Here is a 25,598-nt window from a genome sequence, read left to right as displayed (position 1 = left end):
CGGCCACGCACGCGTGGTGCGTGGGTAAGGGGCGTACCGCAATGGTGAACGCCCCTTACCGGACCGCTTAGTTGTAGACGAGCTCAGAGCCCCGTCCGTCAGGGTGCCGTCAGCAGCTCGCCGTCGATGACCGTGATCGCCGTACCGGTCAGCAGGGTGCGCTCGCCCCGCAGGGACACGCGGACGAGCCCGGAGCGGGCGGACGCCTGGAGGCCGGTCAGCTCGGTGCGGCCCAGGCGCGGCGACCAGAAGGGCGCGAGCGCCGTGTGGGCGCTGCCGGTCACCGGGTCCTCGTCGATGCCGACGCCCGGGAAGAAGCCGCGCGAGACGAAGTCATAGCCCCGGGACGGGTCGTCGGCCGCGGCCGTGGCGATGATGCCGCGCGCGGAGTGCGCGATCAGCGCCTTGAAGTCGGGGGTCAGGCCCCGCACGGTCCGCTCGTCCGCGAGCTCGACCACCAGGTCGCCGATGTACTCGGACGTGTCGTGCGCCGAGAGGGGCTCCGCGCCCAGCGCCTCGCCGATCCCGTCCGGGATCTTCACCGGGGTGAGCGGCGAGGTGGGGAAGTCGAGGGTGATCGACCCGTCCTCGTGGGCGGTGGCCGCGAGGATGCCGCACTGGGCCGCGAACCGTACGGTGCCGGTCGCGGCTCCCGTCGTACGCAGCACATGGGCGGTGGCCAGGGTGGCGTGCCCGCACATACCGACCTCGGTCGCCGGGGTGAACCAGCGCAGCGCCCAGTCGGCCTCGCCGCCGGGCGGCAGGGGGTGCGCGAACGCGGTCTCGGAGAGGTTGACCTCCCGGGCGACGTCCTGGAGCCAGGCGTCGTCCGGGAAGGAGTCGAGGAGCAGCACCCCGGCCGGGTTCCCGGCGAAGGCGCGATCGGTGAAGGCGTCGACGATTCGAATCCGCATGCCCAGGACCGTACGGCCCGGACAAACCAGCAGGCCAAGGCCAATCCGGGATGTCTGGCCCGAAGAGGTGCCCGAAGAGGTTCTCGACGAGGCTTGCCGAACGAACAGTCCCGATATATCGTTGAGGCATCGCGACAGATCAACGATGGAAGGAGCGTAGCGATGCGTTCACATGGACATGGGTGCGGACAGCACGGACCCGACCATCGCGGTCGGGGCGACTTCGAGGGGCGGCGTGCCGCTTTCGGTCCCTTCGGTCCAGGCTTCGGCGGCGGACCGTTCGGGCCCGGCCGTGGTGGCCGGGGCGGTCCGCGGGGAAGGGCCCGGCGCGGGGATGTCCGCGCGTCGATCCTGGCCCTTCTCAAGGACCGGCCGATGCACGGTTACGAGATGATCCAGGAGATCGGCGAGCGCAGTGGCGGGGCCTGGAAGCCCAGCCCCGGCTCGGTCTACCCGACCCTCCAGTTGCTGGAGGACGAGGGCCTGATCACCAGTGCGAGCGAGGGCGGCAAGAAGCTGTTCACGCTGACCGACTCCGGGCGCACCGAGGCCGAATCGGGGGCCGAGGCCCCGTGGGAAGAGGCCGGGCGCGGAGTCGACTGGGAGAGCATGAACGAGATCCGGCAGGCCGGTTTCGGTCTGATGGAGGCGTTCGGCCAGGTCTGGAAGACCGGCACCGCCGAGCAGCGCCAGAAGGCGCTCGGGGTCATCAACGACGCCCGTAAGAAGCTGTATCTGATCCTGGCCGACGAGGACTGACCCCGCCGACCGCCGAAAGCCCCGCGACCGTGAGGTCGCGGGGCTTTCCCGTCTGTGCGGGGCTTTCCCGTACGTACTGAAGGGGCTCAGGCCACCAGGGCGCCGAGCTTGCGCAGCGACTCGTTCAGCGCGGCCGTCGCCGAGTCCTTGAGCTTGCCCGCCATCAGCGAGACGGCCGCACCGGTGAACTCGCCCTCGATACGGACGACGGTCGCCTCGCCGTCGGGCGTGAGCGAGTAGCGGTTGCCGACGCTCACCCCCATCGGGCCCTTGCCCTTGACGCCGAGGAGGCGGCCCGCCTCGAACTCGTCCACGATCCAGGTGACTTCGGCGGGGAAGCCCATGAGCTTCATGTTCTCGGTGTAGGTGGCACCGAGCTCCAGCTTCTCGGGGCCGCCCTGGGGGAAGCTGGTGTGGGTGGCGTTCCACTCGCCGTACGCGGTGAAGTCCGTCAACCGGGCCCAGACCTTCTCCGCCGGAGCCTCCAGGCGCGCCTGAGCGCTGACCTCGGCCATGCGACCACCCCTTCGAGTCGAGAACGTGTCGCGGAACGTAGCCGGGGTGACGCCAATACTCAATACTGATGGACCGTCACATCCGTGCGGTCTCAGATCACCGAACCGTTGACCGCCAGCGCCCATATCTGCGCCGAGTCGAAGAGGTCCGACGCGCGCGGGCGCGACGACTCGTCGTGGCAGTGGAAGGCGGCCCAGAACAGATCGCCGCGCAGGGCGTCGCCCGGGGCGTACACGCGGTACACGTACTGCATCCCGTCCTCGGCGAGCAGGGCGACCATCCAGCACATCGGGCCCCCTTCGCGATTGCCGTGGCGGCTGTGTCGTACGGGAGGGGACGTGTGCGGCGGCGGTGTGGTTGCTCGCAGGGCGTACGCCAGGCCGTGTGCGCCCCCGAGGGGTAAAACCGCAAATCTCATCCAGAAGGAGGAGAACCCGGTCAACCACCCCCACCCAACGTGGGATGCGGAATGCTTCTGCGCGGGGATGTTCCGGGCGTCCGTGCCTGATGGGGTAGAAGGGTGCACCTCCCCCTCCCGCGGATACCGGCCCCGGTCCCCGCCGCCCCGGATCTCGAAGCCCGCCTCACCGACGAGATGGCTTCGGTGGTCGCGGGTGCCCGCAGGCGGGCGTTGCGCGACGGCGACCGGCAGATCGACACGGCCCATCTGCTGCACTCGCTGATGGAGACCGACCCCGAGGTGCGGGACGTCTTCGACGGCGGGCCGCAGGTCGCCCGGGTGCTCGGCTATCTCGTCCAGCGCTCGATCGGATACGGGCTGCGCTGGCAGGGCTCGGTGGAGGACTCGGGGGCGATCCCGCTGCTCACCCAGCCCGGCTGGTCGCCGTCGGCGGTCACCGCGATGGAGGGCGCGCTCGCCCGCGCGGCCGCCCGGGGGCAGTCGCGGGTGCGTGGCACCGACCTGCTCGCGGCCCTCGCGGCCGACCCCGCGTGCCGTGCCGTCGAGGTCCTGGAGCACGCCGGAGCCGACGCCGACACCCTGTGCGCGAGGCTCGCCGAGGAGCCGCTGTCTCGACAGGTGTCACAGGGGTGACGGTGCTGACTTCTCCTGTCATGATGTGCCGATGCAGGCGTCTCAGGGGAGAAACGTCGGCCTGGGACTGGCCCTGGCCTCGGCGTTCTCATTCGGTGGTTCAGGTGTCGCGGCCAAGCCGCTGATCGAGGCCGGCCTCGACCCGCTCCACGTGGTGTGGCTGCGGGTGACCGGCGCGGCCCTCGTGATGCTGCCGGTGGCCTGGCGTCACCGGAGCCTGCTGCTGCGCCGGCCCGCGCTGCTCGCCGGGTTCGGCCTGCTGGCCGTCGCCGGAGTGCAGGCCTGCTACTTCGCGGCCATCTCCCGTATCCCCGTCGGTGTCGCGCTCCTCGTGGAGTACCTGGCGCCCGCGCTCGTCCTCGGCTGGGTCCGGTTCGTCCAGCGCAGGCCGGTGACCCGGGCCGCGGCCGTCGGCGTGGTCCTCGCCGTCGGCGGGCTCGCCTGCGTCGTCCAGATCTGGTCCGGGCTGAGCTTCGACGTCCTCGGACTGCTGCTCGCGCTCGGCGCCGCCTGCTGCCAGGTCGGCTACTTCGTCCTGTCCGACCAGGGCGGCGACGCGGCCGACGCACCTGACCCGCTCGGCGTCATCGCGTACGGACTGCTCATCGGATCCGTCCTGCTCACCGTGGTCGCCCGCCCCTGGAGCATGGACTGGTCGGTGCTCGGTGGCAGCGCCGACATGAACGGCACTCAGGTGCCCGCTGCGCTGCTGCTCGGCTGGATCGTGCTGATCGCGACCGTGATCGCGTACGTCACCGGGGTGATCTCGGTGCGCAAGCTGTCGCCGCAGGTGGCGGGCGTGGTCGCCTGTCTTGAGGCGGTCATCGCGACCGTTCTGGCGTGGGTGCTGCTCGGCGAGCACCTCGCCGCGCCGCAGATCGTCGGCGGCGCGGTGGTCCTGGTCGGCGCCTTCATCGCGCAGTCCTCGGCCCCGAAGGAACCGTCCGGTCCGGTGGCCGGTGGGGAACCGATGCCCGCCGAAGGTCAGTTGTCGGCGGGCGCGACCGCCCCGTAAGGTGACGATCATGCATTCGACCGTACTGCCGCCTCCCGCCGCGTAAGCGCGGGCGGCCGCGCCCCAGACGAAGACCGGGCTCGGGCAGTCCCCGAGCGGCTCGTCGCTGCCCGCGTACTCCAGGCATGCGACCTCTTCCCGTCTTCCTCTTCGGAGTACGTACGTGTCGAACCATTCCTCCGGCCTGCCCGTCGGGCGTGGCCTGCTCTATCTCGTCTTCGCCGGTGTCGCCTGGGGCACCGCGGGCGGCGCCGCCGCGCTGGTCTTCGGCGCCAGTGACATGGGCCCGCTCTCCCTGTCCTTCTGGCGCTGCGTCGGCGGTCTGGTGCTGCTGCTCGGCGCCCGTGCGCTGCGCCGCCGCAGGACACCGGCCGTGGTCGAACCGCGCGGCAGGCGGCTGTTGCGGATCCTCGGCAACGGCATCGGTCTGACGATCTTCCAGAGCGCCTACTTCGCGGCCGTCGCCTCGACCGGCCTCGCCGTCGCGACCGTGGTCACGCTCGGCGCCGGTCCCGTGCTCATCGCGCTCGGCGCCCGGCTCACCATGGGCGAGCGGATCGGCGGCGCCGGGCTGACCGCCGTGGGCGGGGCGCTCGCCGGGCTCGCGGTGCTGGTCCTCGGCAACGGCGGCGGCACGGTCCGCCCCGCCGGGGTGCTGCTCGCGCTGCTTTCGGCGGCCGGTTACGCGGGGATCACCCTGCTCACCCGGTGGCTCGGCCGCGATGGCACGGCGATCGACCCCTCCACCACCACCGCCTGGGCGTTCGCCGTGGCATCGGTGGCGCTGCTGCCGCTGGCGGGCGCGGAAGGACTGATGCCGCACACGGCCGACCCGGTCCGGGTGGTGGCGCTGCTGCTGTATGTGGCGGCGGTGCCCACGGCGCTGGCGTACGCGCTCTACTTCGCGGGAGCGGCCGTCGTCCGTGCCACCACCGTCTCCGTGATCATGCTCCTTGAGCCGGTGAGCGCGGCGCTGCTCGCGGTGTCGGTGCTGGGTGAACGGCTGAGTACGGCCACGGTCCTGGGCACCTTGTTGCTGCTGGTCGCGGTGGTCGGGCTCGCCGGGGCCGAGGCGCGGCTCGCGGCGCGGGCCCGCCGGGAGCCGGTCGCGGTCTGACCGAAGGGGGGCTTCCGGAACGACTTCCGGAAGCCCCCCTTCGGTGTCAGAGCGCGGCGAGGTAGTCGGGCAGCAGCACCGACGGGTCGAGGTCGTCGGCCGGGACCGGGACGCCGTACGTCTGCGTCAGCGGTACGACACCGGTCCAGTGCGGCAGGCCGCTGTCCTCGGGCTCGTCGTTGGGGCCGCCGGTGCGGATCTTCGCGGACACCTCGTTCAGATCGAGGCGGATCACCGAAGTCGCGGCGAGCTCCTTGGCGTTGGCCGGGCGCGAGTCGTACGAGCGGCCGGGCACCACCTGGTCGACCAGCGCGTCGAGCGCGACGCGCCGCTCCTCGGGGTCGGTGACCTGGTGCGCGATGCCGTGCACCACGACCGAGCGGTAGTTGAGGGAGTGGTGGAAGGCCGAGCGGGCCAGGACCAGGCCGTCGACGTGGGTGACGGTGAGGCAGACCGGGAGTCCGGGGTCGGCCTGGCCGGCCATGCGCAGCGGCCGCGACCCCGTCGAGCCGTGCACGTACAGGCGCTCGCCGATCCTGCCGTAGAGCGTCGGCAGCACGACCGGGGCGCCGTCGCGGACGAAGCCGAGGTGGCAGACGTATCCCTCGTCGAGTATCCCGTGCACCACCTCGCGGTCGTACGAGGCCCGCTCGCGCGAGCGGGTGGGGACGGTGCGCCCGGTGGGCTCGTAGGAAGCGGTCTCCGACATTGCGCTCTCCATTGCACTAGTGCATAATATTGTTTGTGCTAGGAGAGTATCGGATTGTGGGGCGTCGCGCATCGGAGATCGCCGTCGACGTGGAGCGTGCGGTGGGCACCGGGGAGCTGGAACCGGGCCAACTGCTGCCGCCGCTGCGGGAGTTGGCGACGGATCTCGGGGTGAATCCCAATACGGTCGCGGCCGCGTACCGGCTGCTGCGCGACCGTGGGGTGATCGAGACCTCGGGCCGCCGGGGCAGCCGGGTGCGGTCGCGACCCGCCAGCACCACGCGCGATGTCCAGCGGATCGACGTGCCCGCCGGCGTGCGCGACATCGGCGACGGCAACCCGGACCCGGCGCTGCTGCCGCCGCTCGCCGACGCGCTCGCGGCCGCCGCGCGCGACCATGCCGAGCATCCCGCGCTGTACGGCGAGGACCCGGTCGATCCCGAGCTGGCCCGGCTCGCGCGCGCGGCCCTGGACGCCGACGCGGTGCCCGACGGGCCCATCGGTGTCTTCTCCGGCTCGCTCGACGCGATCGAACGCGTCCTCGCCGCGCATCTGCGGCCGGGCGACGCGGTCGCCATCGAGGATCCGGGCTGGGGCGCGCTGCTCGACCTCGTTCCGGCGCTCGGGCTGCGGCCGGTGCCGATGGCGCTCGACGACGAGGGGCCGCTGCCCGAGGCCGTCGAGAGCGCGCTGGCGGGTGGCGCGCGGGCCCTTGTCGTGACCTGCCGGGCGCAGAACCCGACCGGCGCGGCCGTCAGTTCGGACCGCGCGCGTGCGCTGCGCGAGGTCGTGGCGCGCCACCCCGGCGTCCTGCTGATCGAGGACGACCACGGCCACGGCATGGTCGACGTGCCGCTGGCTCCCCTCTCGCCGGTCGCCGAACACTGGGCGTTCGTACGGTCGGTGGCCAAGGCGTACGGGCCGGACCTGCGGCTCGCCGTGCTCACCGGGGACGCGGTGACGATGGGCCGGGTGCGGGGGCGCCAGCGGCTCGGGCCCGGGTGGGTCAGTCGACTGCTCCAGCGGACCGTCGTCCATCTGTGGACCTCGGGCGTCGTCGACTCCGCGCGCGTGGCCCGCTCTTACGGGGAGCGGCGCGACACGCTCGTACGGGCGCTGCGGCGGCGGGGTGTCGCGGCGCACGGCCGCAGTGGGTTCAGCGTGTGGGTGCCGGTGCCGGACGAGACTGCGGCGGTGGCGCGGTTGTTGCACGCCGGGTGGGCCGTGGCGCCGGGGGCGCGCTTTCGGCTTTCGGCGCCGCCGGGGATTCGGCTGACCGTTTCTTCGCTGGCCCCGGCCGAGATCGGGCCCGCCGCGGATGCTGTGGCTGCGGCCATGGGGTCTTTGCCGGGGCGGCGGTACGACTAGCTTCGCTGGGCAGAGGGAGGCGTGGTCGTTTGACTGCGGGCCGTCTGTGGCTGGTCGCGCAGTTCCCCGCGCCCCTTGGTGGCTTGGCTCTGCTGAGTCGCTCGGCTCTGCGTCAGGGCCGCGCCCGCCAGGACTATCGCCGCTCCCACCGGGGTGTTCCAGCTCAACGATTCGCCCAGGACCAGGACGCCCGCTGCCGTGGCGATGACCGGGATGAAGTACGTGACCATCTGTGCGGTCGTCGGGCCGACCTCCTTGACCAGGCCGTACTGGATCAGCAGGGCGAGGCCCGTGCCCAGGGCGCCCAGGGCCGCGATGGCGAGCAGCGAGACCGGGTGGAACGCCGTCGGGAAGCCTGCGAACAGGGGGGTGACCAGGGCCAGTTGGAGGGTCGCGACGCCCAGTTGGGAGCCGATGAGGGAGAGGTTGGAGTGGCTGCTGCCCGCCAGCGTACGGCGGACGTAGATCCAGCCGATCGGGTAGCAGAGCGAGGCGAGCAGGGCCATCGCGGTGCCGGCCGGGTCCAGGCCGTGGAAGCCCTGCCAGGCGCCCAGGACCGTGAGCACCCCGAGGAAGCCGAGGCCGAGGCCCGCGACGCGGCGCCTGCTCGGGCGGTCCTCCGAGAGCGCCACCAGTGACAGGGCCATGCCCCACAGCGGTGAGGTGGCGTTGCAGATCCCGGCGAGCGTCGACGGGATCGTCAGCTCGGAGTAGGCGAACAGCGAGAACGGCAGGGCGTTGAGGAGCAGTGCGGCGACTGTCAGGTGGAACCAGGTCCGGACGCCGCGTGGCAGTCGTTCCCGCTTGATGATCATCGCTACGGCGAGCACCGCCGTGCCGAAGAAGAGCCGCCCGAAGGTGACTTGGAACGGGGCGTAGCCGTCCGTGCCGACCTTGATCAGGAGAAAGCTGAACCCCCAGATCAGCGAGAGCGCCGCGAACCGGACGCGCCAGTCGAGGGACGGGCGGCGCAGGGTGGGGGAAGGGGTCGACAGGGAACTGGAGGACCTGGATGAGGTGACGGTGCTCATGACACCCAACCTTGAGCCCTTCAACCTCGTAGCACAAGCGAGAAAATGTGGATGGGTTCGGTTAGCATTCCTTATATGTTGAACCTGGAGCGCCTGCGGACCCTCGACGCGGTGGCCCGCCATGGCTCGGTGGGTGGCGCCGCCGACAATCTGCATGTCACGACCTCCGCCGTGTCCCAGCAGCTGGCGAAGCTGGAGCGGGAGGCCGGGCAGCCGCTGCTCGCCAAGAACGGCCGGGGCGTACGGCTCACCGACGCGGGCCGGTTGCTCGCCGAGCACGCGGCCCGGATCCTCTCCCAGGTCCAGGTCGCCCAGGCCGATCTGGAGGCGCAGCGCGGGCAGGTCGTCGGCGAGCTGCGCATCGCGGGGTTCGCCACCGCCGCGCGCGGGCTGTTCCCGGCCGCGCTGACCTCTTTGCGCGCCGAGCATCCCCAACTCGCCGTCCGCTCGGACGAGTTGGAGGCCGAGGATTCCGTGCGGGGTGTGATCCTCGGTGACCTCGATCTGGCGGTCGTCCTCGACTGGAACAACAAGCCGCTGCCGCTGCCCGACGGGCTGGCCAAGCGGTCGCTGTTGGATGACCTCGCCGATGTGGCGATGCCTGTCGGGCATCGGCTCGCGGGGCGGGAGGCGGTGGATCTGGAGGAGTTCGCCGAGGACGAGTGGATCACTTGGCCCGAGGGGGAGTTCTGCCATGAGTGGCTGGCGTTCACGCTGCGCGGCAAGGGGGTCGAGCCTCGGATCGGGCATGTGGCGCGGGAGCATGCGACGCAGCTCATGCTGGTGTCGGCGGGGCTCGGTGTGAGCGTCGCGCCCCGGCTCGGGCGCGGGCCCGTTCCGGCGGGGGTTCGGCTGGTGCCGGTGCGGGGTGCCATGCGGCGGCATGTGTACGCGGTGTGGCGTGCGGATGCGGATCGGCGGCCGTCCATTCGGGCTGCGGTGGAGGCGTTGGCCCTGGCGGGGGCGGCGGTTGGTGGGTGAGGTGGGATGCGCCTGCGGCGGGCTTTTTGCCCCTCCCCGCCCCTTCCCAGAAGCCCTGGGCGGGCGGCCATGTCGGGGTTGAGCGCCGTTGCCGGGGGCGCTGCCCCCGGGCCCCCGCTCCTCAAACGCCGGAGGGGCTGAAATTGCCGGAGGTGCCCCCCAGCTTCCTGAAATCCCACGACACGATCGCCTCCGGCGTCAGTCGTAGCCACGCGTGGCGGCCGTCGTGGGGCAGCTCTTCCAGGCCGAAGTTCTTGCGGGCGAACTGGCGCTCGGGAGCGTCCAGTTCCGGGCATGGCTCGCCCGTGCGGGGGGATTCGCCGACCGGGACGGCCTTGCCGCGTAGTTCCACGCCGCGCAGCTCCCCGTACGACTCGCCCGCGTCCACTACCACCGCGATCCGGGGGTCCTTGCGCAGCTGGGTCCAGCGCAGGCTGCGGGTGATCGAGTAGAGCCAGAGCGAGGTGCCGTCCCAGGCGTACCAGAGCGCGCCGACGTGCGGGTGGCCGTCGGGGGCGACGGTGGCGACGCGGCAGGTGCGCTGTTCGGCGAGGAACGCGTCCCGTTCCGCGTCCGTCATCATGATCCGGCGGCCCCGGCGCTGGACTGCGGCCATCTGCGGCTCCTTCGCGTTCCGACCACCACGGTGTCTGACGGGTCGTCAGGAATCATGCGCGCTCTTTCCCTCTGGCGCAATGGCCGTTAACCTCGCGCGCCATGGCGACCCGCGAACATCTGGCCGAGCAGTTGGACCCCGTCTCGACGGTCCTGATGACCGTCGAGTGTCAACGGGGAGTCGTCGGCGTCGACAGCGCGCTGCCCGAACTCGCCAAGGTGGCACGGTCGTCGGGCGCCCTTCATAACATCGCGCGGCTGGTCGCCGTCGCCCATGAGACCGGCGTACAGGTGCTGCACGCGGTGGCCGAGCGGCGGCCGGACGGGCGCGGGGCGTCCCGCAACGCCCGTCTGTTCCGGGCCGCAGAACGGCTGCCCGTACAGCAGCACTCCGGCTCGACGGCGGTACGGATCGTCGAGGGCATCGAGGTGGCGGACGAGGACATCGTGGTGCGCAGGCTGCACGGGCTCTCGCCGATCGCCGGGACCGACGTCGACGCGCTGCTGCGCAACCTCGGCTGCCGCACCCTGATCGTCACCGGCGTCTCGGCCAATGTGGCGATCCCCAACGCCGTCTTCGACGCGGTCAACCTCGGCTATACGGCGGTGGTCGTGGCCGACGGGATCGCGGGGGTGCCCGCCGAGTACACCCCCGCGATGATCCGCAACACGCTGGCCCTGGTCGCCACGGTCGCCACCACGGACGACATCGTCAGCTGCTGGAAAGGGCCGCGCCGGGCCACCCGGGCCTGAGCGCGCGAGGCAGGTCAGGCGAGCTTGATCGCGCCCCCCTCCACGGTGATCTTCTTCGCCGGGAGCGGGCGGGGCGCCGGGCCCGCCTTCACGCTCCCGGTCGCCGGGTCGTACTTGCTGCCGTGGCACGGGCAGTTGATGGTGCCGCCGACGACGTCCTTCACCGTGCAGCCCTGATGGGTGCAGGTGGCGGAGAACGCCTTGAAGGTGCCCGCCGTCGGCTGGGTCACCACCACGCCCTGGTCCGGGAAGACCTTGCCGCCGCCCTGCGGGATGTCGGCGGTCTTCGCCAGCACCCCGCCGCCGGCCGAACCGGCGTCGCCCCCGGCGGTGCCGCCCGTCCCTCCGGTACCCCCGTTGCCGGAGGGCGGGGCGGCATCACTGGACTTGTCCGAACTGCCGCACGCGGTGAGCGCGGCGGCGAGCCCGGCCACGCCCGCCGCCGCGACGACGGTACGGCGGGCCGGGCCCGGCTCGGACACAAGCGGTTGGGTCGTCATACTGGCTTTCCCTTCACCTTGCTACACGGGGCTGCGTGAAGGGATACGGTCCCGCCCCGCCCGGTGTTCAGGCGTTCAAGGACTTCTTCAGGAATTCCAGATTCAGCCACAGCAGTGTGTCGGCCACACCTTCCTTGGTGACCAGGTGGGTCTCGCCCGGCAGCGGGAGCACACTGTGCAGCCGTCCCGCCGCGACCAGCGCCTGCGAGAACCGCAGCATGTGTGCGGGCACCACATTGTCGTCGGCCATGCCGTGGACGAGCAGCAGCGGCCGGGTCAGCTTGTGGGCGTGGGCCACCAGCGAGCAGCGCTCGTAGTTCTCGGGCAGGACGTCCGGGTGGCCGAGGAACCGCTCCTTCCAGTGGGTGTCGTAGAGCGCGAGATCGGTCGGGGCGGCACCTGCGACGGCCGCGTGGAAGACGTCCGGCCGGTGCAGCACGGCGCCCGCCGCGAGATAGCCGCCGAACGACCAGCCCCGGATGCCGACCCGGTCCCCGTCCAGGTCCGGGAACCGCTCGACGGCCGCCCGCACCGCGTCGGCCTGGTCCTCCAGGACCGGCGTCAACTGGTCGCCGTGGACGGCCTTGCGCCACTCCACGCCGCGCCCCGGAGTGCCGCGCCCGTCGATGGACAGGACCGCGAACCCCTGCTCGGCGAACCACTGGTTCACCGCGTGCTGCCAGCCGTTGCCGCGCTGCACGGTCTGGGCGCCGGGACCCGCGTACGAGTGGACGACGACCGGGAGCCTCGCCGAGCCCTCCTGGTGCCATGACGGCAGATAGAGCGAGGTACGGAGTTCGCGCTCGCCCAGGGCCAGGAAGACGGGCCTGGGCGTCACCAGCGGCTGCTCGGCGAGCACTTCGATCCGCCCGGCCGGCTTGCCGTCGCGCAGCACGGTGACGGTCTGCCCGTCGAGCGTGCGGCTGTCCAGGACGACGGTGTCGCCCCCGAGGACCGCCGTGTGCACCCCCGGCTCCTCGGTGAGCCGGACGTAGCCTGATCCCGGTGTGTACGTCCAGACATGGGTCTCGGTCGGCTCGTCGCTCGCCGTGAAGTAGACCGTCCCGCCGACCGTGCCGAGCACCGCGCGTACGTCCAGAGTGGGGGGAAGATCCGTACCGAGGGTGAGACCGGAGCGGGCGAGCCGGGTCGCACCCGGCAGGAACTCCAGCCAGGCGTCGTCGTGTTGACGGTCTGTCGGCTCCACTTCGCCGGTCTCCGGGGCGATGGCGAGTTGGTACGCGGTGCGCTGGTCCCTGGTCTGTACGGTGGCGAACGCGCCGCCCGCGTCCCAGCCGCCCTCGACGATGTACTCGAAGGCCGGGGCGGTCCAGGCGCCCGCCGGGTGCGTGTCGAGGTCGGCCGAGCGCGGCAGTCGGACCGGTACCCGCGTGCCGTCGACGCGGACGAGGTGCAGCGACACCTCCGCGTTGGCCGTGCCCGCCGCCGGGTACGCCATGGTGCGCGGGGCCTTCGTCGGGTTCGCCGGGTCGCTGAGGTACCAGCGCTGCACGGGCGCGCTGTCGGCCCGTACGACCAGCAGCGCGCTGCCGTCTGGCGACCACCAGGAGCTGGCCTCGCGGTGGATCGACTCGGCGGAGGCGTGGTCGGCGAGGCCGTAGGTCACCTCCGGCCCCTCCGGCGCGGCCAGTTGGCGCTCACCCGTGCCGTCGGCGCGTACGACGTGCAGGGCGCCGCCTGTCACGTACGAGACGAGTGTGCCGTCGGGGGACAGGCGCGGGTCGACGGCCGGGCCCGCCGTGGGGAGCGGGCGCGGGGCGGAGCCGTCCGTTGCGGCGAGCCAGAGCGTGCCCGAGACGGCGAAGACGACCGTGCGGACCGCCGCGTCGGTGGCGTACGCGACGATTCCCGCGCTCGTCTCGCGGGCCCGCTCGCGGCGGATCAGCTCCGCCTCGGGAACGTCGTCGTCGGCCCCGGTCAGCGTCAGCGGGTCGACGAGTATCCGCTCCTCGCCGCTCTCGTGGAGCCACAGCGAGCTCACCGAGGAGCGCCCGTCGGCGGTGCGGACGAACAGGACGCGCTCGCCGTCGGGGGAGACCGTGAACTGCTTGGGCACACCGAGCGAGAAGCGCTTGGTGCGGGCGAACTGCAACGGCAGGTCCTCGGTGGTGGTGTCCTTCTCGGTGGTGTGCGGTGCTGACATGGCCGACGTCCCCTCGTGAATAAGTGATCGAACAGTCCCATCCGCCCCAGTAGCCTGGACGGATGCTCAATGAAGTCACAGCGACCCGCTATGTCACGCCGCTGCGTGAGGGCGGCTCGCTCCCGGGCATCGTCGAGGCCGACGATCTCGGGACCTACGTCATGAAGTTCACCGGCGCGGGGCAGGGGCGCAAGACCCTCGTCGCGGAGGTGATCTGCGGTGAACTGGCCAGGCGGCTCGGGATGCGGGTCCCCGAGCTGGTCACCATTCAGCTGGACCCGGTCATCGGGCTCTCGGAGCCGGACCAGGAGGTGCAGGAGCTGCTGAAGGCGAGCGGCGGGCTGAATCTCGGAATGGACTATCTGCCCGGTTCGATCGGGTTCGATCCGCTCGCCTATGAGGTGAGTGCCGCGGAAGCGGGCCGGGTCGTGTGGTTCGACGCGTTGATCAACAACGTCGACCGATCGTGGCGGAACCCTAACATGCTGGTCTGGCACGGCGATCTGTGGCTCATCGACCACGGCGCCACGATGATCTGGCACCACAACTGGCCGGGCGCGCAGGCCTCGGCGGCCAAGCCGTACAACGCCTCCGACCACGCGCTCGCCCCCTTCGGGCCCGATGTCGCCACCGCTGCCGCCGAGTTGGCGCCGCTGGTCACCGAGGAGCTGCTGACCGAGGTCACCGCCCTGGTGCCCGACGAGTGGCTGGTCGACGAGCCGGGCTTCGAGACGACCGACGCGCTGCGCCGCGCGTATGTGGCGCCGCTGCTCTCGCGCGCCCGTGACATCCACGAGCGGATCACGCTGGAGGCGCCCACCAAGGACCGCCCGTCGCAGGCCCCCGGCTGGCTCACCGACCACCTCACCCCCTGGCCGCACCCCACCAAGAACAGCAAGAAGGACGGCCAGTGAACGACCGCCATGTCTTCGAGTACGCACTGCTGCGCGTGGTGCCACGTGTCGAGCGCGGGGAGTGCTTCAACGCCGGGGTGCTGGTCTACTGCCGTGCCCAGTCGTTCGTCGCGGCCCGTACGCATCTGGACGAGGCCAAGCTGAGGGCGCTCGACCCGAACGCGGACGTCGTCGGTGTACGAGCCGCTCTCAAGGCCGTGGAGGGGGTCTGCCACGGCGGCGAGGCGGCCGGGCAGGCGGCGCGCGACGACGCGGGGCGGCGCTTTCGCTGGCTGATCGCGCCGCGCTCCACGGTCGTCCAGCCCGGCCCGGTGCACACCGGGCTCACCGCCGACCCGGCGGCCGAGACCGAGCGGCTGCTCGACCTGCTGGTGCGCTGACGGGTGTGACCTTCGTTGGCGGGATCCGTGGGCCGTTGACACCGCGTGCCAGGGCTTCTAGCGTCTCGACTGCTGAAGCTACTAAGCGGTTGCTCAGGGACGAGGAGCCGCGGATCCCCAGGGCGAGGAGAACAGCATGTCCACCACCGAGCAGCGCGTAGCCATCGTGACCGGGGCGGCCCGGGGCATCGGCGCCGCGACCGCCGTCCGGCTCGCGGCCGAGGGCCGCGCGGTCGCCGTACTCGACCTCGACGAGGCGGCCTGCAAGGACACCGTCGAGAAGATCACGGCGGCGGGCGGCCGGGCGATCGCCGTCGGCTGCGACGTCTCCGACAGCGCCCAGGTGGAGGCCGCCGTGGCGCGCGTCGCCGCCGAGCTCGGCGCGCCCACCATCCTCGTCAACAACGCGGGTGTGCTCCGGGACAACCTGCTCTTCAAGATGAGCGAGTCCGACTGGGACATGGTGATGAACGTCCACCTCAAGGGCGCGTTCCTGATGGCGAAGGCCGTGCAGAAGCACATGGTGGACGCGGGCTGGGGCCGTATCGTCTCGCTCTCCTCGTCCTCCGCGCTCGGCAACCGAGGCCAGGCGAACTACTCCGCCGTCAAGGCGGGCCTGCAGGGCTTCACCAAGACCCTCGCCATCGAGCTCGGCAAGTTCGGCGTCACCGCCAACGCGGTGGCCCCCGGCTTCATCGTCACCGAGATGACCGCGCAGACCGCCGCCCGGGTCGGCATGGACTTCGAGGACTTCCAGACCGCGGCCGCCTCGCAGATCCCGGTGCAGCGCGTGGGCAGGCCCGAGGACATCGCCAACGCCATCGCCTTCTTCGCCGGAGACGACGCGGGCTTCGTCTCCGGACAGGTGATGTACGTGGCCGGCGGACCGCTCAACTAGGGCTGAGGGAAAAAGAACATGACTGACACTCAGCTCCCCGAGCTCTCCGGCAAGGCGGCCCTGGTCACCGGCGCGAGCCGGGGCATCGGCTACGGCATCGCCGAGGCGCTGGTCGCGCGCGGCGACCGCGTCTGCATCACCGGCCGCAATGAGGACGCCCTCAAGGAGGCCGTCGACAGGCTCGGCCCCGACCGCGTCATCGGCGTCGCCGGCAAGGCCCACGACGAGGCCCACCAGGCCGCCGCCGTGGCGCGCGCGATGGAGGCCTTCGGCCGGGTCGACTTCCTGGTCAACAACGCCGGCACCAACCCGGTCTTCGGCCCGATCGCCGAGCTCGACCTCAATGTGGCCCGCAAGGTCTTCGAGACCAATGTGATCTCCGCGCTCGGCTTCGCCCAGCAGACGTGGAAGGCCTGGCAGCAGGCGAACGGCGGCGCGATCGTGAACATCGCCTCCATCGCCGGCGTCTCCGCCTCGCCCTTCATCGGTGCGTACGGCATGAGCAAGGCGGCCATGGTCAATCTGACCCTCCAGCTGGCGCACGAGTTCGCGCCCGGGGTGCGGGTCAACTCGATCGCCCCGGCCGTGATCAAGACCAAGTTCGCCCAGGCGCTCTACGAGGGCCGCGAGGAGGAGGCCGCCGCGGCCTACCCGATGGGCCGCCTCGGGGTGCCGTCCGACATCGGGGGAGCGGCGGCGTTCCTCACCTCCGACCAGTCGGAGTGGATCACCGGTCAGACCCTGGTGGTCGACGGCGGGCTGTTCCTCAACGTCGGGGTCCACTGATCGTCGACGCCGGGGTTCGTTGATCACCTACCGGGTACGCTGATCTTGGTACCGGCGAGTAGTGAACCGGTTTGCTCCTAAATGACCCCAAGTGCCCCGTCTGGTCGCTCAGTTGACCGGGCGGGGCGCTGCGGTATGGTCTGCCGATCCATGGCTGAACGAGGAGCGTGCACGTGTTCAACCGGACCATATGCCTGCGCACCACCGCGGCCCTTGCGTCCATGTCGTCGGTGGCCCTGACGGGCGGCTGCGGACTGCTCTCGGGGGGCAGTTCGAACACCCAGCAGACGATCAAGGTCGGCACGGTCAGCGAGCCGAGCACGCTCGACCCGGCCGCCTCCTGGGACGGCTCCTGGGAGCTCTACCGCAACGTCTTCCAGACACTGCTCTCCTTCCCCACCGGCAGCAACACACCCCAGCCGGACGCGGCCGAGGCCTGCGAGTTCAAGGACCCCGACAGCCGTACGTACCAGTGCACACTCCGCAAGGACCTGCAGTTCTCCAACGGCGACAAGCTCGACGCGGCGGCCGTCAAGTACTCCATCGACCGCATCGTGAAGATCAACGTGAAGGCGGGCCCCAAGGGTCTGCTGACCAGCCTGGACAAGGTCACCGCCGAGGACGGGCGGACGGTCACCTTCCATCTGAACAAGTCCGACGCGACCTTCCCGTACGTCCTGGGCGCGCCCGCGATGTCCATCGTGGACCCCAAGGCCTACCCCGCGGACGCGGTGCGCGACGACGGCGGGCTCACCGGCTCCGGCCCGTACACCCTGGAGTCCTACCACGCGGGCGACCGGGCCGACCTCAAGAAGAACCCGCACTACCAGGGGTTCGCGCAGCTCAAGAACGACGCCGTCTCGATCCGGTACTTCAAGGACTCCTCCGACATGGTGGAGTCCCTCAAGAAGAAGCAGATCGATGTCACCTACCGGGGTCTGACCGCCGACGAGGTCCTGGACGTCCAGAACCAGAAGGCCGCGGGCAAGCCGCTCCAGCTGGTCGAGACGGTCGGCACCGAGATCCGCTTCCTGGTCTTCAACCCCAAGGACCCGGCCGCCGCCAACCCCGCCGTACGCAAGGCGATCGCCCAGCTCGTCGACCGGGACGCACTGGTGGCCAAGGTCTACAAGGGCACCGCCGAACCGCTGTACTCGATGGTGCCCAAGGGCGTCGCCGGGCACACCGTGAGCTTCTTCGACACCTTCGGCGCGCCCAGCGTCCCCAAGGCGAAGGCGATCCTGCGCAAGGCCGGGATCACCGACCCGGTGCCGCTCACCCTCTGGTACACCACCGACCGCTACGGCTCCTCGACCGCGCTGGAGTTCGCCGAGCTCAAGCGGCAGCTGGAGGCCTCGGGGCTGTTCACGGTGAACCTGCAGAGCCGCCCCTGGAAGACGTACACGCAGGGCATGCAGGCCGGTGACTACCCCGTCTTCGGGCGCGGCTGGTTCCCGGACTTCCCGGACCCCGACAACTTCATCGCGCCCTTCGTGGGCAAGGAGAACGCCGTCGGCACGCCGTACGAGCCCAAGGAGATCGTCAACCAGCTGATCCCTCAGACCCGCGAGGTCTCCGACCGGGGAGCGGTCAGCAAGAAGTTCGAGCGCGCCCAGGACATCCTGGTCGACGACGTGCGGCTGCTGCCGCTGTGGCAGGGCAAGCTCTATGTCGCGGCCAGCGACGACATCGCCGGCGGCGAGCGCGCTATCGACCCGCAAACCGTCATGTGCATGTGGGAGCTGCACCGCAAGACCAGCTGGTAGGGGCCTTGCGGAGGTGGGCGGCGGGGGCGTTGTCAGTGGGGCCCGGTAGGTTCGGGAATCCGCACCGAAGAGTGCGGGAACCGTACGTCCCACGGAGGTTGTTGACGTGACCGACATCGCCATGCTGCCCGAGTCCTGGCGCGGCGTCCTCGGCGAGGAGCTTCAGAAGCCCTACTTCAAGGAGCTCACCGAGTTCGTCGAGGAGGAGCGGGCGAAGGGTCCCGTCTACCCGCCCCGCGAGGAGGTCTTCGCCGCCCTGGACGCGACGCCGTACGACAAGGTGAAGGTCCTGGTCCTCGGCCAGGACCCGTACCACGGCGAGGGCCAGGGGCACGGTCTGTGCTTCTCCGTGCGGCCGGGCGTGAAGACCCCGCCCTCGCTGCGCAACATCTACAAGGAGATGAAGGAGGAGCTCGGCCACCCGGTGCCGGACAACGGCTATCTGATGCCGTGGGCCGAGCAGGGCGTCCTGCTGCTCAACGCGGTGCTCACCGTCCGCGCGGGCGAGGCCAACTCCCACAAGAACAAGGGCTGGGAGAAGTTCACCGACGCGGTGATCCGCGCGGTCGCCGAGCGCCCCGACCCGGCGGTCTTCGTGCTGTGGGGGAACTACGCGCAGAAGAAGCTCCCCCTGATCGACGAGGAGCGGCACGTCGTGGTGAAGGGTGCCCACCCCTCGCCGCTGTCGGCCAAGAAGTTCTTCGGCTCGAAGCCCTTCACCCAGATCGACGCCGCGGTCGCGGCCCAGGGCCACGCGCCGATCGACTGGCGCATCCCCGACCTGGGCTGACCCGGGCGGCCGCCGGAGGGCGCCTCACGCGCCCTCCAGCTGCCGCTCCAGGCGGTCGAGCGCGGCCCGGATGCCGTTCCCGTACGCGTCGTTCGCGAGCGCGTCCAGGGCCGTGTGCGCCCGCTCCAGATGGATGCGGGCGGCGTCCGGGCGGTGCAGCTTCACATAGTCGGCCGCCAGGTTGAGGTGGAGCGACGGATACAGTGCCTTGACCGCCAGCGAGGCGTGGTGCTCGTCGAGACGGTCCTGGCTCAGACCGTCGGCGGCCGCCAACGCCCGTAGATCCCAGGCTAGTTCATCGCCCGCGTCGTCCTGCGCGTCCGCCATGTAGTGCGCCAGCGTGCAGCGGTGCAGCGGGTCGCCGTGCTCGCCGATCTCCGCCCAGATGGCGCCCAGGCGGTTGCGGGCCTCCTCGCGGTCGCCGCCGTGCAGGAGCATCAGCGCCTGCCCGATCCGGGTCATGACGACGTCCTCCGACGTCTCCTGCTGCTCCGTCACCGCGTCCTCCGCCGACCTGTTCGTACGCATCCGATCAGGGCGACGCTAACCGCAGCCACTGACAATCGGGCTCATCTCACGACTTCCCGTATGTCTCGCTGCTTCCCCGTACCTCCTGTCACCTCCCGTATGTCTGGTCGCAGATACGGGATGCGGGGCTGTCCGGGGTCCAGCCGCCCAGCGACCGGCCCAGGGCGCAGACGTCGTCGCCGGTGGCCGACGGCGGCGGGGTCGGGGCCGGGGCGTGCGGGGCGGCCCGGTGGGCCGTGGGGCGCGGGCGGGGCTGGGGCACCCGGTCGGGGCGGCGCGGGGCCGGAGCGGGAGCCGGGGTCGAGGCCCGAGGCGAGGGGACCGGCGGGAGCGCCGTGTCCAGGGCCTCGCGGACCGGCGCCTGGACGATCTGCGGCGCCACTTTGCGGTCGGCGCGCTCGCTGGTGAGCCGGGGAGGCGGCGGCGCCGGTGGCCGTTCGCCGGGTCCGCGCTCGACGGTGACGCACCCGGATACCGTCAGGGCGGCCACGCCGACCAGGAGCCTCGCTGCGTTTCGTGTTCGGTGCACCCGCTCAACTCTGGTGGGTGCGGGGCCCGTTGGGGGAGCGTGCGGGCCAGGAATGGCCCGCACGAGTGACGGCGATCAAAGCGAGGGGAGTCGGTGACAGGTCTGCGGTCAGTCGCCGGTCGTGCCGTCGATGGCCTCGCGCAGCAGGTCGGCGTGGCCGTTGTGGCGCGCGTACTCCTCGATCATGTGCGTGTAGATCCAGCGCAGGTTGACGTGCTGTCCCTTGCGGGCGGTGCCCTTGCTCAGGGTGTCGAGCGAGTGTCCGGCCGCCTGGGTGCGGGCCTTGTCGATCTCGCCCTGCCAGGTGGCCAGCGCCACCTCCATGGTGTCCGCGGGCCCGGGGTGGAAGTCGCCGTCCGGGTCCTCGTCGGTGTAGAAGTGCGCCTTGCCGTTCTCGCCGCCGAAGACATTGCTGAACCAGTGCTGCTCGACCTCGGCCATGTGCCGCACCAGGCCCATCAGGGTCAGCGTGGAGGGCGGCATCGAGGCCGTCCTGAGCTGTTCGTCACTGAGCCCGGAACACTTCAGGGCCAGCGTCTCGCGGTGGTAGTCCAGCCACCCCACGAGCATGGGCAGCTCGGCGGCGTCGAGGGCGGGCTCATGGCGGTCGGGCGTCTGAGTCGTCGTCATGGCGGCCATCCTCACGGATGGGCGACGCGGCCGCCAGGGGTTTAGGACCCCGGTGGATCCGGCCACCTATCGGGCGGTATGCCCGGCACCCGTATGCTGATCAGGCAAGCAAGCGTGACGTCGGACGGCGACAGGAGACTTCGTGAAGGTCGGCTGCATCGGACTCGGGGACATCGCACAGAAGGCCTATCTGCCGGTCCTGACCACACTCCCCGGCGCGGAGCTGCATCTGCAGACCCGCACTCCCGCCACCCTCGCGCGCGTCGCGGACACCCACCACATCCCGGCCGAGCGGCGCCACACCGAGCTCGACGCGCTGATCGCGCAGGGCCTCGACGCGGCGTTCGTGCACGCGCCGACCGCCGTGCACCCGGCGATCGTCACCCGGCTCCTGGAAGCGGGCGTCCCGACGTACGTGGACAAGCCGATGGCGTATGAACTCGCGGACTCCGAGCGGCTGGTGGAGCTCGCCGAGGAGCGCGGTGTGAGCCTCGCCGTCGGGTTCAACCGGCGCCTCGCGCCCGGCTATGCCCAGTGCGCCGAGCACCCGCGCGAGCTCATCCTGATGCAGAAGAACCGCGTCGGCCTGCCCGAGGACCCGCGCACCATGGTCCTCGACGACTTCATCCATGTCGTCGACACCCTGCGCTTCCTGGCGCCGGGCCCCGTCGAGCACACGGTGGTACGGGCGCGGGTGCGCGAGGGCCTGATGGAGCACGTCGTCCTCCAGCTCTCCGGCGACGGCTTCACCGCCATCGGCACGATGAACCGGATGAACGGTTCCACCGAGGAGATCCTGGAGGTCTCCGGGCAGGACACCAAGCGCCAGGTGCTCAACCTCGCCGAGATCGTCGACCACAAGGGCCAGCCGACCCTGCGCCGGCGCGGCGACTGGGTGCCGGTGGCCCGCCAGCGCGGCATCGAGCAGTCGGTCCACGCCTTCCTCGACGCCGTACGGGCCGGAAAGCTGCTCAGCGCACGCGACGCGCTGGCGACTCATGAGCTGTGCGAGCGGGTGGTACGGGAGGCTCTGGAGCAGGCCTCCTGAGCGAGCGCCGTCCCTCGACGGCGCAGTACGCGGCGAGGACGACCAGGGCCGAGTACACCGCCCAGTCGCCGAACCGGTCGTAGAGCGTGGAGCCGTGCGCCAGCGGCATGTCGTAGACGGCGCTCGCACTGCGGTCGGTGCCCAGCCGGTGGCCGATGCGCTCGCCGTCCGGACCGTACGCCGCGCTGATCCCGGTCAGCGTGGCGTGCACGGCCGGGCGGCCCGTCTCGGCGGCCCGCAGCGCGGCGAGCGAGGCGTGCTGCGCGGGCGCCCAGCTGTGCTGGAAGGACGAGGTCGAGGACTGGGCGACGATCAACTGGGCTCCGTCGCGCACCAGATGGCGGCTCATGTCGGGGAACGCCGACTCGAAGCAGATGACCGGGCCGACCCGCAGCCCGTCCGGGAGCGTCATCACCACCGGTGTCGTGCCCCGGCGCCGGTCCTCGCCCGCCGCCTTGCCCACCGAGGTGGCCCAGCCGAGCAGCGAGCGGGCCGGGATGTACTCGCCGAACGGCACCAGGCGCATCTTGTCGTAGCGGTCACCGGTCGGCCCGTCCGGCCCGACCAGGACCGTGCTCTTGAAGATCCCGGGCCGGTCGGCGCGGCGCGCGTCCACGTTCACCAGGATGTCGGCGCCCACCGCCCGCGACAGCGTGGCGATCCGGGCCGCGAGATCGGGCCGGGCCGTCAGATCCGCGCCGACGCTGCTCTCGCCCCACACCACGAGCCCGACGTCCTTGCCCACCAGGGACCGGGTCAGGGCCTCGCTGCGGGCGAAGCGGGCGTCGCCGTTCTCGTAGACGCCGGGCTGGACGACGGCGACCCGCACCCGGCCCGCCCGTTCGGTGTGCGGGGCCCACAGCCACACCGCTCCGGTGGCCACGGCCCCGGCCAGCACCGCGGCCGCGGCCGGGGTACGGGCCTGGGGCGCCACCACCAGGACCGTCACCGCGACATTGGCCGCCACCACGAACAGGCTCACCAGCCACACCCCGCCGACCGAGGCGAGCCGCAGCGCGGGCACCACCTGCCACTGGCTGGATCCGAGCAGCCCCCACGGCCCGCCCAACCCCTGCCAGGACCGGACCAGTTCGACCATCAGCCAGCCCGAGGGCAGCACCGCGAGCGCGGCGAGCGCGCGGCCGGTGGACACCCTGCCCCGCAGCAGCGACCGCGCCATCGCGCCCCAGGGCGCCCACAGCAGCCCGAGCAGCGCGGCGAGGACGACGATGAACACGTTCAGGCTCGGCATCAGCCAGTGGTGGACCGCCATCATGAACCCGGTCCCGCCGAGCCAGCCGTCCACGGCCGCCCGGCGTCCGTCGCGGGCCGAGCGGATCAGCAGCAGCCACGGCACGAGCGCGACGTATGCGAACCACCACAGGCTCGGCGCCGGGAAGGCCAGCGCCGGGAGCGCCCCGGCGAGCAGGGCGGCGCCGCCGCGCCACCACCGCGAGACCGCCACGCGGCGGCGCAGCCCCGCGAGCAGATGCCGCAGCCCGACCGGAATCCGCATGCGCGCCTCCTCGACCACCCTGAGCGGTGCTTTTCGCGTGTCCGCCCCCAGTGTGCGTCTTCAGTGTGCTTTCCGGGTGTCTGCCCCGGTGCGCGTCTCCCATGTGCCGGGTCAGGTGCCGAGCGCCCCCGACACATGCCGCCACTTCTCCTGGACGGTCACCGCGTCGATGCGCCAGCCGGGTTCCGTACGCCGCAGGGCGAAGGCGTACCGGCCGCCGGAGACGAAGTTGGGCTCGGCCGGTCCGCCGTCGCCGTTGGCGCCCGCGCCGAAGCACATCGGGTTGATGTAGTCGGCCCGCACGCGCGCCCGGTCGCCCGGGTAGCCGCCCAGGTCCTGGAGGGTGAGCAGCCGGTTCACGATCAGATGCTGGCGGACGGGGAAGAGCCGCATGGTCTCCGCGAGCCAGGCCGCCACCTCGGCGGCCGGTCCCTCGGTGCCGCCCGCCGCGCGGTAGTCGGCGCGTCCGTCGGGGGTGAACAGCGCCCCGTACGCGGCCCAGTCGGCGTCGTCGACGGCCGCCGCATAGCCGGTGATGAGTTCGTCGATGGCGAGCCGGTCCATCACGGTCGCGAGTTCCACACGCTGGGTCATCGGGTCAGTCTCGGGCAGCGGGGGCGGCAGGCCAAGAGTGCCGACGGGCCGGGCCGCGGTGGCGGGGTGGCTCTTGTGGGCGGCGGAACGTACGTGCTACCCGTGGGCGCCATGACCGTACGCAGTGAACGCAATGGCCCCGTCACGACCGTGGTGCTCTCGCGGCCCGGCGCGCGCAACGCCGTCGACGGCCCCACCGCCCGCGCCCTCGCCGATGCCTTCCGGGCCTTCGAGGCCGACGACGAGGCGGCGGTCGCCGTGCTCTGGGGCGAGGGCGGCACGTTCTGCGCGGGAGCGGACCTCAAGGCGTTCGGCACCGACAGGGGCAACGTGGTCGCCGAGGAGGGCGACGGCCCGATGGGACCGACCCGGATGCGGCTCTCCAAGCCGGTGATCGCGGCGGTGGCGGGCCACGCCGTGGCGGGCGGTCTGGAGCTGGCGCTCTGGTGCGATCTTCGGGTGGCCGAACAGGACGCGGTGTTCGGCGTCTTCTGCCGCCGCTGGGGCGTCCCGCTGATCGACGGCGGTACGGTACGGCTGCCCCGGCTGATCGGCGCGGGGCGTGCGATGGACCTGGTCCTGACCGGGCGCCCGGTGGACGCCGCCGAGGCGCTGGCCATCGGCCTCGCGGACCGGGTGGTGCAGACCGGGACGGCCCGGGCGGCGGCCGAGGCGCTGGCGGCCGAGATCGCCGCGTTCCCGCAGCTGTGCCTGCGCGAGGACCGTCTCGCGATGCTGGAGCAGGAGGGCATGAGCGAGCCGGAGGCCCTGCGCAATGAACTCGCCCACGGCGTACGGTCCCTGAAGGTGGCGGCCGAGGGGGTGGCGCGGTTCGCGTCGGGTGAGGGGCGGCACGGATCCTTCAGCTGACCCCGGCTCAGTCGCCCGTCGGCTTCCCGGCCAGCCGGTGGCGCTTGAACCAGGCCAGGACCGCCGCGCCCACGCCCGTCACCGCGATGAAGCCCATCGCGATCAGGAACACCGGCGAACTCGGGGACGCGGCGCGGCTGCCCGCGACCACGTACGCCGCCGTGTTGGGGATCGAGCCGAGCCCCGTCGCCAGCAGGAACGGCAGCCAGCCCATCCGCGAGACGGCCGCGCAGTAGTTGGCCGCGGCGAACGGGACGCCGGGGAAGAGCCGGATCGCCAGCATCGAGCGGAAGCCGTGCCGGCTCAGCTGGCCGTCCGCCGCCGTCAGCCAGCGGCCCCGCAGCAGCGGCCGCAGCGCGTCCTGGCCGAGCACCCGGCCGAGCCCGAACGAGATCCCGGCGCCCAGCACGGTCCCGGCGAGCGCCGAGGCCAGGCCCGCCGACGAACCGAAGAGGGCGCCCGCGGCGAGGTTCAGCAGGGGGCGCGGCACGAACGCCGCGGTGCACAGCCCGTACGCCACACCGAAGAGCACGACCGCCGCGCCACCACTGAGCTGCGGCGGCCAGCCCGTGGCGAGCAGCCGCTGCGGCTGGAACAGCAGCACGGTCGTAACGGCCGCCGCGAGCACCAGGACCAGCAGGGCGAGCCGGGACCAGGGCGAGAGCAGGGCCCTGGTGCAGCGCACGGCGAGCCCGGCGGACGGGCGGGCGACGGGGTCGTCGAGCATCCGGGGAGACTAACCGACCCGGGCATGTGATCGCCGTAACGGACATCGCACCGGCCCCGACGACGAGGTGAACACCCGGCTCCGATCCCGAGGCGGACCCCCGGCGCCGGAAGCCGCCCGCAGACCC

Annotated in this window: 29 protein-coding genes; 15 read left to right on the top strand and 14 right to left on the bottom strand. The window is 71.8% G+C overall.

The window, feature by feature from the left end; translation table 11 throughout:
- Positions 1–98 precede the first annotated feature (98 nt).
- Positions 99–914, bottom strand: coding sequence for a PhzF family phenazine biosynthesis protein (locus BG418_RS09595; RefSeq protein WP_188273325.1), 816 nt, complete (start codon positions 912–914; stop codon positions 99–101).
- A 162-nt stretch (positions 915–1,076) separates the two neighbouring features.
- Between BG418_RS09595 and BG418_RS09590 the strand changes: the two genes are divergently transcribed.
- Entirely contained in the window at positions 1,077–1,673 is a 597-nt protein-coding gene (locus BG418_RS09590; protein WP_188273324.1) for a PadR family transcriptional regulator, read from the top strand.
- An 86-nt stretch (positions 1,674–1,759) separates the two neighbouring features.
- Here the strand turns inward: BG418_RS09590 and BG418_RS09585 are convergent, their stop codons facing one another.
- Entirely contained in the window at positions 1,760–2,188 is a 429-nt protein-coding gene (locus BG418_RS09585) for an SRPBCC family protein (protein WP_188273323.1), read from the bottom strand.
- Between the two features lie 92 nt (positions 2,189–2,280).
- The gene (locus BG418_RS09580; RefSeq protein ID WP_188273322.1) at positions 2,281–2,478 is read right to left on the bottom strand and encodes a hypothetical protein; all 198 of its coding nucleotides are present in this window, start codon (positions 2,476–2,478) and stop codon (positions 2,281–2,283) included.
- Between the two features lie 231 nt (positions 2,479–2,709).
- Between BG418_RS09580 and BG418_RS09575 the strand changes: the two genes are divergently transcribed.
- From BG418_RS09575 to BG418_RS09565, 3 genes are all read left to right on the top strand, one after another.
- A complete protein-coding gene (locus BG418_RS09575) occupies positions 2,710–3,243 on the top strand; it encodes a Clp protease N-terminal domain-containing protein (protein ID WP_398998166.1) in 534 nt (177 codons plus the stop codon).
- Positions 3,244–3,274: 31 nt separating this feature from the next.
- Complete coding sequence (locus tag BG418_RS09570; protein ID WP_188273321.1) at positions 3,275–4,258, top strand: DMT family transporter; 984 nt, start codon at positions 3,275–3,277, stop codon at positions 4,256–4,258.
- A 163-nt stretch (positions 4,259–4,421) separates the two neighbouring features.
- The gene (locus BG418_RS09565; RefSeq protein ID WP_188273320.1) at positions 4,422–5,375 is read left to right on the top strand and encodes a DMT family transporter; all 954 of its coding nucleotides are present in this window, start codon (positions 4,422–4,424) and stop codon (positions 5,373–5,375) included.
- A gap of 46 nt (positions 5,376–5,421) precedes the next feature.
- Here the strand turns inward: BG418_RS09565 and BG418_RS09560 are convergent, their stop codons facing one another.
- Positions 5,422–6,084, bottom strand: coding sequence for a pyridoxamine 5'-phosphate oxidase family protein (locus BG418_RS09560; protein ID WP_223184599.1), 663 nt, complete (start codon positions 6,082–6,084; stop codon positions 5,422–5,424).
- Between the two features lie 35 nt (positions 6,085–6,119).
- Between BG418_RS09560 and BG418_RS09555 the strand changes: the two genes are divergently transcribed.
- Positions 6,120–7,451, top strand: coding sequence for an aminotransferase class I/II-fold pyridoxal phosphate-dependent enzyme (locus BG418_RS09555; protein WP_188273318.1), 1,332 nt, complete (start codon positions 6,120–6,122; stop codon positions 7,449–7,451).
- On the opposite strand, the gene BG418_RS09550 is transcribed toward BG418_RS09555, so the two are convergent.
- Positions 7,448–8,482: a DMT family transporter gene (locus BG418_RS09550; protein WP_188273317.1), complete on the bottom strand. Its 1,035-nt coding sequence runs from the start codon at positions 8,480–8,482 to the stop codon at positions 7,448–7,450. The two genes, BG418_RS09555 and BG418_RS09550, sit on opposite strands and share 4 nt — an antisense overlap.
- 75 nt (positions 8,483–8,557) lie before the next feature.
- On the opposite strand from BG418_RS09550, the gene BG418_RS09545 reads away from it, so the two are divergent.
- Positions 8,558–9,463, top strand: a complete 906-nt coding sequence (locus BG418_RS09545) for a LysR family transcriptional regulator (RefSeq protein ID WP_188273316.1) — start codon at positions 8,558–8,560, stop codon at positions 9,461–9,463.
- A 121-nt stretch (positions 9,464–9,584) separates the two neighbouring features.
- Here BG418_RS09545 and BG418_RS09540 read toward each other — a convergent pair whose 3' ends face one another.
- On the bottom strand, positions 9,585–10,079 hold the full coding sequence (locus BG418_RS09540) for a pyridoxamine 5'-phosphate oxidase family protein (protein WP_188273315.1): 495 nt from the start codon (positions 10,077–10,079) through the stop codon (positions 9,585–9,587).
- A gap of 101 nt (positions 10,080–10,180) precedes the next feature.
- Between BG418_RS09540 and BG418_RS09535 the strand changes: the two genes are divergently transcribed.
- Positions 10,181–10,831, top strand: a complete 651-nt coding sequence (locus tag BG418_RS09535) for a cysteine hydrolase (RefSeq protein ID WP_188273314.1) — start codon at positions 10,181–10,183, stop codon at positions 10,829–10,831.
- 14 nt (positions 10,832–10,845) lie between these two features.
- On the opposite strand, the gene BG418_RS09530 is transcribed toward BG418_RS09535, so the two are convergent.
- Both BG418_RS09530 and BG418_RS09525 read right to left on the bottom strand, forming a co-directional pair.
- Positions 10,846–11,331 carry a Rieske (2Fe-2S) protein gene (locus BG418_RS09530; protein WP_188273313.1) on the bottom strand — a complete coding sequence of 162 codons (486 nt, stop codon included), beginning with the start codon at positions 11,329–11,331 and terminating at the stop codon, positions 10,846–10,848.
- 67 nt (positions 11,332–11,398) lie between these two features.
- Positions 11,399–13,495 carry a S9 family peptidase gene (locus BG418_RS09525; protein ID WP_188273312.1) on the bottom strand — a complete coding sequence of 699 codons (2,097 nt, stop codon included), beginning with the start codon at positions 13,493–13,495 and terminating at the stop codon, positions 11,399–11,401.
- 62 nt (positions 13,496–13,557) lie between these two features.
- Between BG418_RS09525 and BG418_RS09520 the strand changes: the two genes are divergently transcribed.
- The 6 genes from BG418_RS09520 (at position 13,558) to ung (ending at position 19,029) form a co-directional block, all read left to right on the top strand.
- Entirely contained in the window at positions 13,558–14,409 is an 852-nt protein-coding gene (locus BG418_RS09520) for a HipA family kinase (RefSeq protein ID WP_188273311.1), read from the top strand.
- Positions 14,406–14,789 (top strand): DUF3037 domain-containing protein, encoded by a 384-nt coding sequence (locus BG418_RS09515; protein WP_188273310.1) that lies wholly within the window; start codon positions 14,406–14,408, stop codon positions 14,787–14,789. Before BG418_RS09520 ends, BG418_RS09515 begins: the two co-directional genes overlap by 4 nt.
- Before the next feature lie 136 nt (positions 14,790–14,925).
- A complete protein-coding gene (fabG, locus tag BG418_RS09510) occupies positions 14,926–15,687 on the top strand; it encodes a 3-oxoacyl-ACP reductase FabG (protein WP_188273309.1) in 762 nt (253 codons plus the stop codon).
- Positions 15,688–15,705: 18 nt separating this feature from the next.
- Positions 15,706–16,473 carry an SDR family oxidoreductase gene (locus BG418_RS09505; RefSeq protein ID WP_188273308.1) on the top strand — a complete coding sequence of 256 codons (768 nt, stop codon included), beginning with the start codon at positions 15,706–15,708 and terminating at the stop codon, positions 16,471–16,473.
- Positions 16,474–16,694: 221 nt separating this feature from the next.
- Complete coding sequence (locus BG418_RS09500) at positions 16,695–18,239, top strand: ABC transporter substrate-binding protein (RefSeq protein WP_188273342.1); 1,545 nt, start codon at positions 16,695–16,697, stop codon at positions 18,237–18,239.
- A gap of 106 nt (positions 18,240–18,345) precedes the next feature.
- The gene (gene ung, locus BG418_RS09495) at positions 18,346–19,029 is read left to right on the top strand and encodes a uracil-DNA glycosylase (protein ID WP_188273307.1); all 684 of its coding nucleotides are present in this window, start codon (positions 18,346–18,348) and stop codon (positions 19,027–19,029) included.
- A 24-nt stretch (positions 19,030–19,053) separates the two neighbouring features.
- On the opposite strand, the gene BG418_RS09490 is transcribed toward ung, so the two are convergent.
- The 3 genes from BG418_RS09490 to BG418_RS09480 form a co-directional block, all read right to left on the bottom strand.
- Positions 19,054–19,527: a hypothetical protein gene (locus tag BG418_RS09490; protein ID WP_188273341.1), complete on the bottom strand. Its 474-nt coding sequence runs from the start codon at positions 19,525–19,527 to the stop codon at positions 19,054–19,056.
- Between the two features lie 118 nt (positions 19,528–19,645).
- The gene (locus BG418_RS09485) at positions 19,646–20,086 is read right to left on the bottom strand and encodes a hypothetical protein (RefSeq protein WP_188273306.1); all 441 of its coding nucleotides are present in this window, start codon (positions 20,084–20,086) and stop codon (positions 19,646–19,648) included.
- A 108-nt stretch (positions 20,087–20,194) separates the two neighbouring features.
- The gene (locus BG418_RS09480) at positions 20,195–20,716 is read right to left on the bottom strand and encodes a DinB family protein (protein ID WP_188273305.1); all 522 of its coding nucleotides are present in this window, start codon (positions 20,714–20,716) and stop codon (positions 20,195–20,197) included.
- 142 nt (positions 20,717–20,858) lie between these two features.
- On the opposite strand from BG418_RS09480, the gene BG418_RS09475 reads away from it, so the two are divergent.
- On the top strand, positions 20,859–21,764 hold the full coding sequence (locus BG418_RS09475; protein ID WP_188273304.1) for a Gfo/Idh/MocA family protein: 906 nt from the start codon (positions 20,859–20,861) through the stop codon (positions 21,762–21,764).
- Here BG418_RS09475 and lnt read toward each other — a convergent pair.
- Both lnt and BG418_RS09465 read right to left on the bottom strand, forming a co-directional pair.
- The gene (lnt, locus tag BG418_RS09470) at positions 21,688–23,280 is read right to left on the bottom strand and encodes an apolipoprotein N-acyltransferase (RefSeq protein ID WP_188273303.1); all 1,593 of its coding nucleotides are present in this window, start codon (positions 23,278–23,280) and stop codon (positions 21,688–21,690) included. The genes BG418_RS09475 and lnt overlap by 77 nt on opposite strands.
- Positions 23,281–23,391: 111 nt before the next feature.
- A complete protein-coding gene (locus tag BG418_RS09465; protein ID WP_188273302.1) occupies positions 23,392–23,874 on the bottom strand; it encodes a nuclear transport factor 2 family protein in 483 nt (160 codons plus the stop codon).
- Positions 23,875–23,985: 111 nt separating this feature from the next.
- Here BG418_RS09465 and BG418_RS09460 point away from each other — a divergent pair, with 111 nt between their 5' ends.
- Entirely contained in the window at positions 23,986–24,744 is a 759-nt protein-coding gene (locus tag BG418_RS09460; RefSeq protein ID WP_188273301.1) for a crotonase/enoyl-CoA hydratase family protein, read from the top strand.
- Between the two features lie 7 nt (positions 24,745–24,751).
- Here BG418_RS09460 and BG418_RS09455 read toward each other — a convergent pair whose 3' ends face one another.
- A complete protein-coding gene (locus BG418_RS09455) occupies positions 24,752–25,471 on the bottom strand; it encodes a TVP38/TMEM64 family protein (RefSeq protein ID WP_188273300.1) in 720 nt (239 codons plus the stop codon).
- Positions 25,472–25,598: the final 127 nt, after the last annotated feature.

The organism is Streptomyces sp. CBMA152, assembly GCF_014596475.1.
Classification (GTDB): domain Bacteria; phylum Actinomycetota; class Actinomycetes; order Streptomycetales; family Streptomycetaceae; genus Streptomyces.
Note: the sequence above shows the minus strand (reverse complement) of the source record. Positions and strands in the feature narration are given on the sequence as shown.

Excerpts from the sequence above, each read along its gene's own strand:
- BG418_RS09595 (WP_188273325.1), bottom strand. The coding sequence starts at position 914 with ATGCGGATTCGAATCGTCGACGCCTTCACCGATCGCGCCTTCGCCGGG.
- BG418_RS09590 (WP_188273324.1), top strand. The coding sequence starts at position 1,077 with ATGCGTTCACATGGACATGGGTGCGGACAGCACGGACCCGACCATCGC.
- BG418_RS09585 (WP_188273323.1), bottom strand. The coding sequence starts at position 2,188 with ATGGCCGAGGTCAGCGCTCAGGCGCGCCTGGAGGCTCCGGCGGAGAAG.
- BG418_RS09580 (WP_188273322.1), bottom strand. The coding sequence starts at position 2,478 with ATGTGCTGGATGGTCGCCCTGCTCGCCGAGGACGGGATGCAGTACGTG.
- BG418_RS09570 (WP_188273321.1), top strand. The coding sequence starts at position 3,275 with ATGCAGGCGTCTCAGGGGAGAAACGTCGGCCTGGGACTGGCCCTGGCC.
- BG418_RS09560 (WP_223184599.1), bottom strand. The coding sequence starts at position 6,084 with ATGTCGGAGACCGCTTCCTACGAGCCCACCGGGCGCACCGTCCCCACC.
- BG418_RS09550 (WP_188273317.1), bottom strand. The coding sequence starts at position 8,482 with ATGAGCACCGTCACCTCATCCAGGTCCTCCAGTTCCCTGTCGACCCCT.
- BG418_RS09545 (WP_188273316.1), top strand. The coding sequence starts at position 8,558 with ATGTTGAACCTGGAGCGCCTGCGGACCCTCGACGCGGTGGCCCGCCAT.
- BG418_RS09540 (WP_188273315.1), bottom strand. The coding sequence starts at position 10,079 with ATGGCCGCAGTCCAGCGCCGGGGCCGCCGGATCATGATGACGGACGCG.
- BG418_RS09535 (WP_188273314.1), top strand. The coding sequence starts at position 10,181 with ATGGCGACCCGCGAACATCTGGCCGAGCAGTTGGACCCCGTCTCGACG.
- BG418_RS09530 (WP_188273313.1), bottom strand. The coding sequence starts at position 11,331 with ATGACGACCCAACCGCTTGTGTCCGAGCCGGGCCCGGCCCGCCGTACC.
- BG418_RS09525 (WP_188273312.1), bottom strand. The coding sequence starts at position 13,495 with ATGTCAGCACCGCACACCACCGAGAAGGACACCACCACCGAGGACCTG.
- BG418_RS09520 (WP_188273311.1), top strand. The coding sequence starts at position 13,558 with ATGCTCAATGAAGTCACAGCGACCCGCTATGTCACGCCGCTGCGTGAG.
- fabG (WP_188273309.1), top strand. The coding sequence starts at position 14,926 with ATGTCCACCACCGAGCAGCGCGTAGCCATCGTGACCGGGGCGGCCCGG.
- BG418_RS09505 (WP_188273308.1), top strand. The coding sequence starts at position 15,706 with ATGACTGACACTCAGCTCCCCGAGCTCTCCGGCAAGGCGGCCCTGGTC.
- BG418_RS09500 (WP_188273342.1), top strand. The coding sequence starts at position 16,695 with ATGTCGTCGGTGGCCCTGACGGGCGGCTGCGGACTGCTCTCGGGGGGC.
- BG418_RS09480 (WP_188273305.1), bottom strand. The coding sequence starts at position 20,716 with ATGACGACGACTCAGACGCCCGACCGCCATGAGCCCGCCCTCGACGCC.
- lnt (WP_188273303.1), bottom strand. The coding sequence starts at position 23,280 with ATGCGGATTCCGGTCGGGCTGCGGCATCTGCTCGCGGGGCTGCGCCGC.
- BG418_RS09465 (WP_188273302.1), bottom strand. The coding sequence starts at position 23,874 with ATGACCCAGCGTGTGGAACTCGCGACCGTGATGGACCGGCTCGCCATC.
- BG418_RS09460 (WP_188273301.1), top strand. The coding sequence starts at position 23,986 with ATGACCGTACGCAGTGAACGCAATGGCCCCGTCACGACCGTGGTGCTC.
- BG418_RS09455 (WP_188273300.1), bottom strand. The coding sequence starts at position 25,471 with ATGCTCGACGACCCCGTCGCCCGCCCGTCCGCCGGGCTCGCCGTGCGC.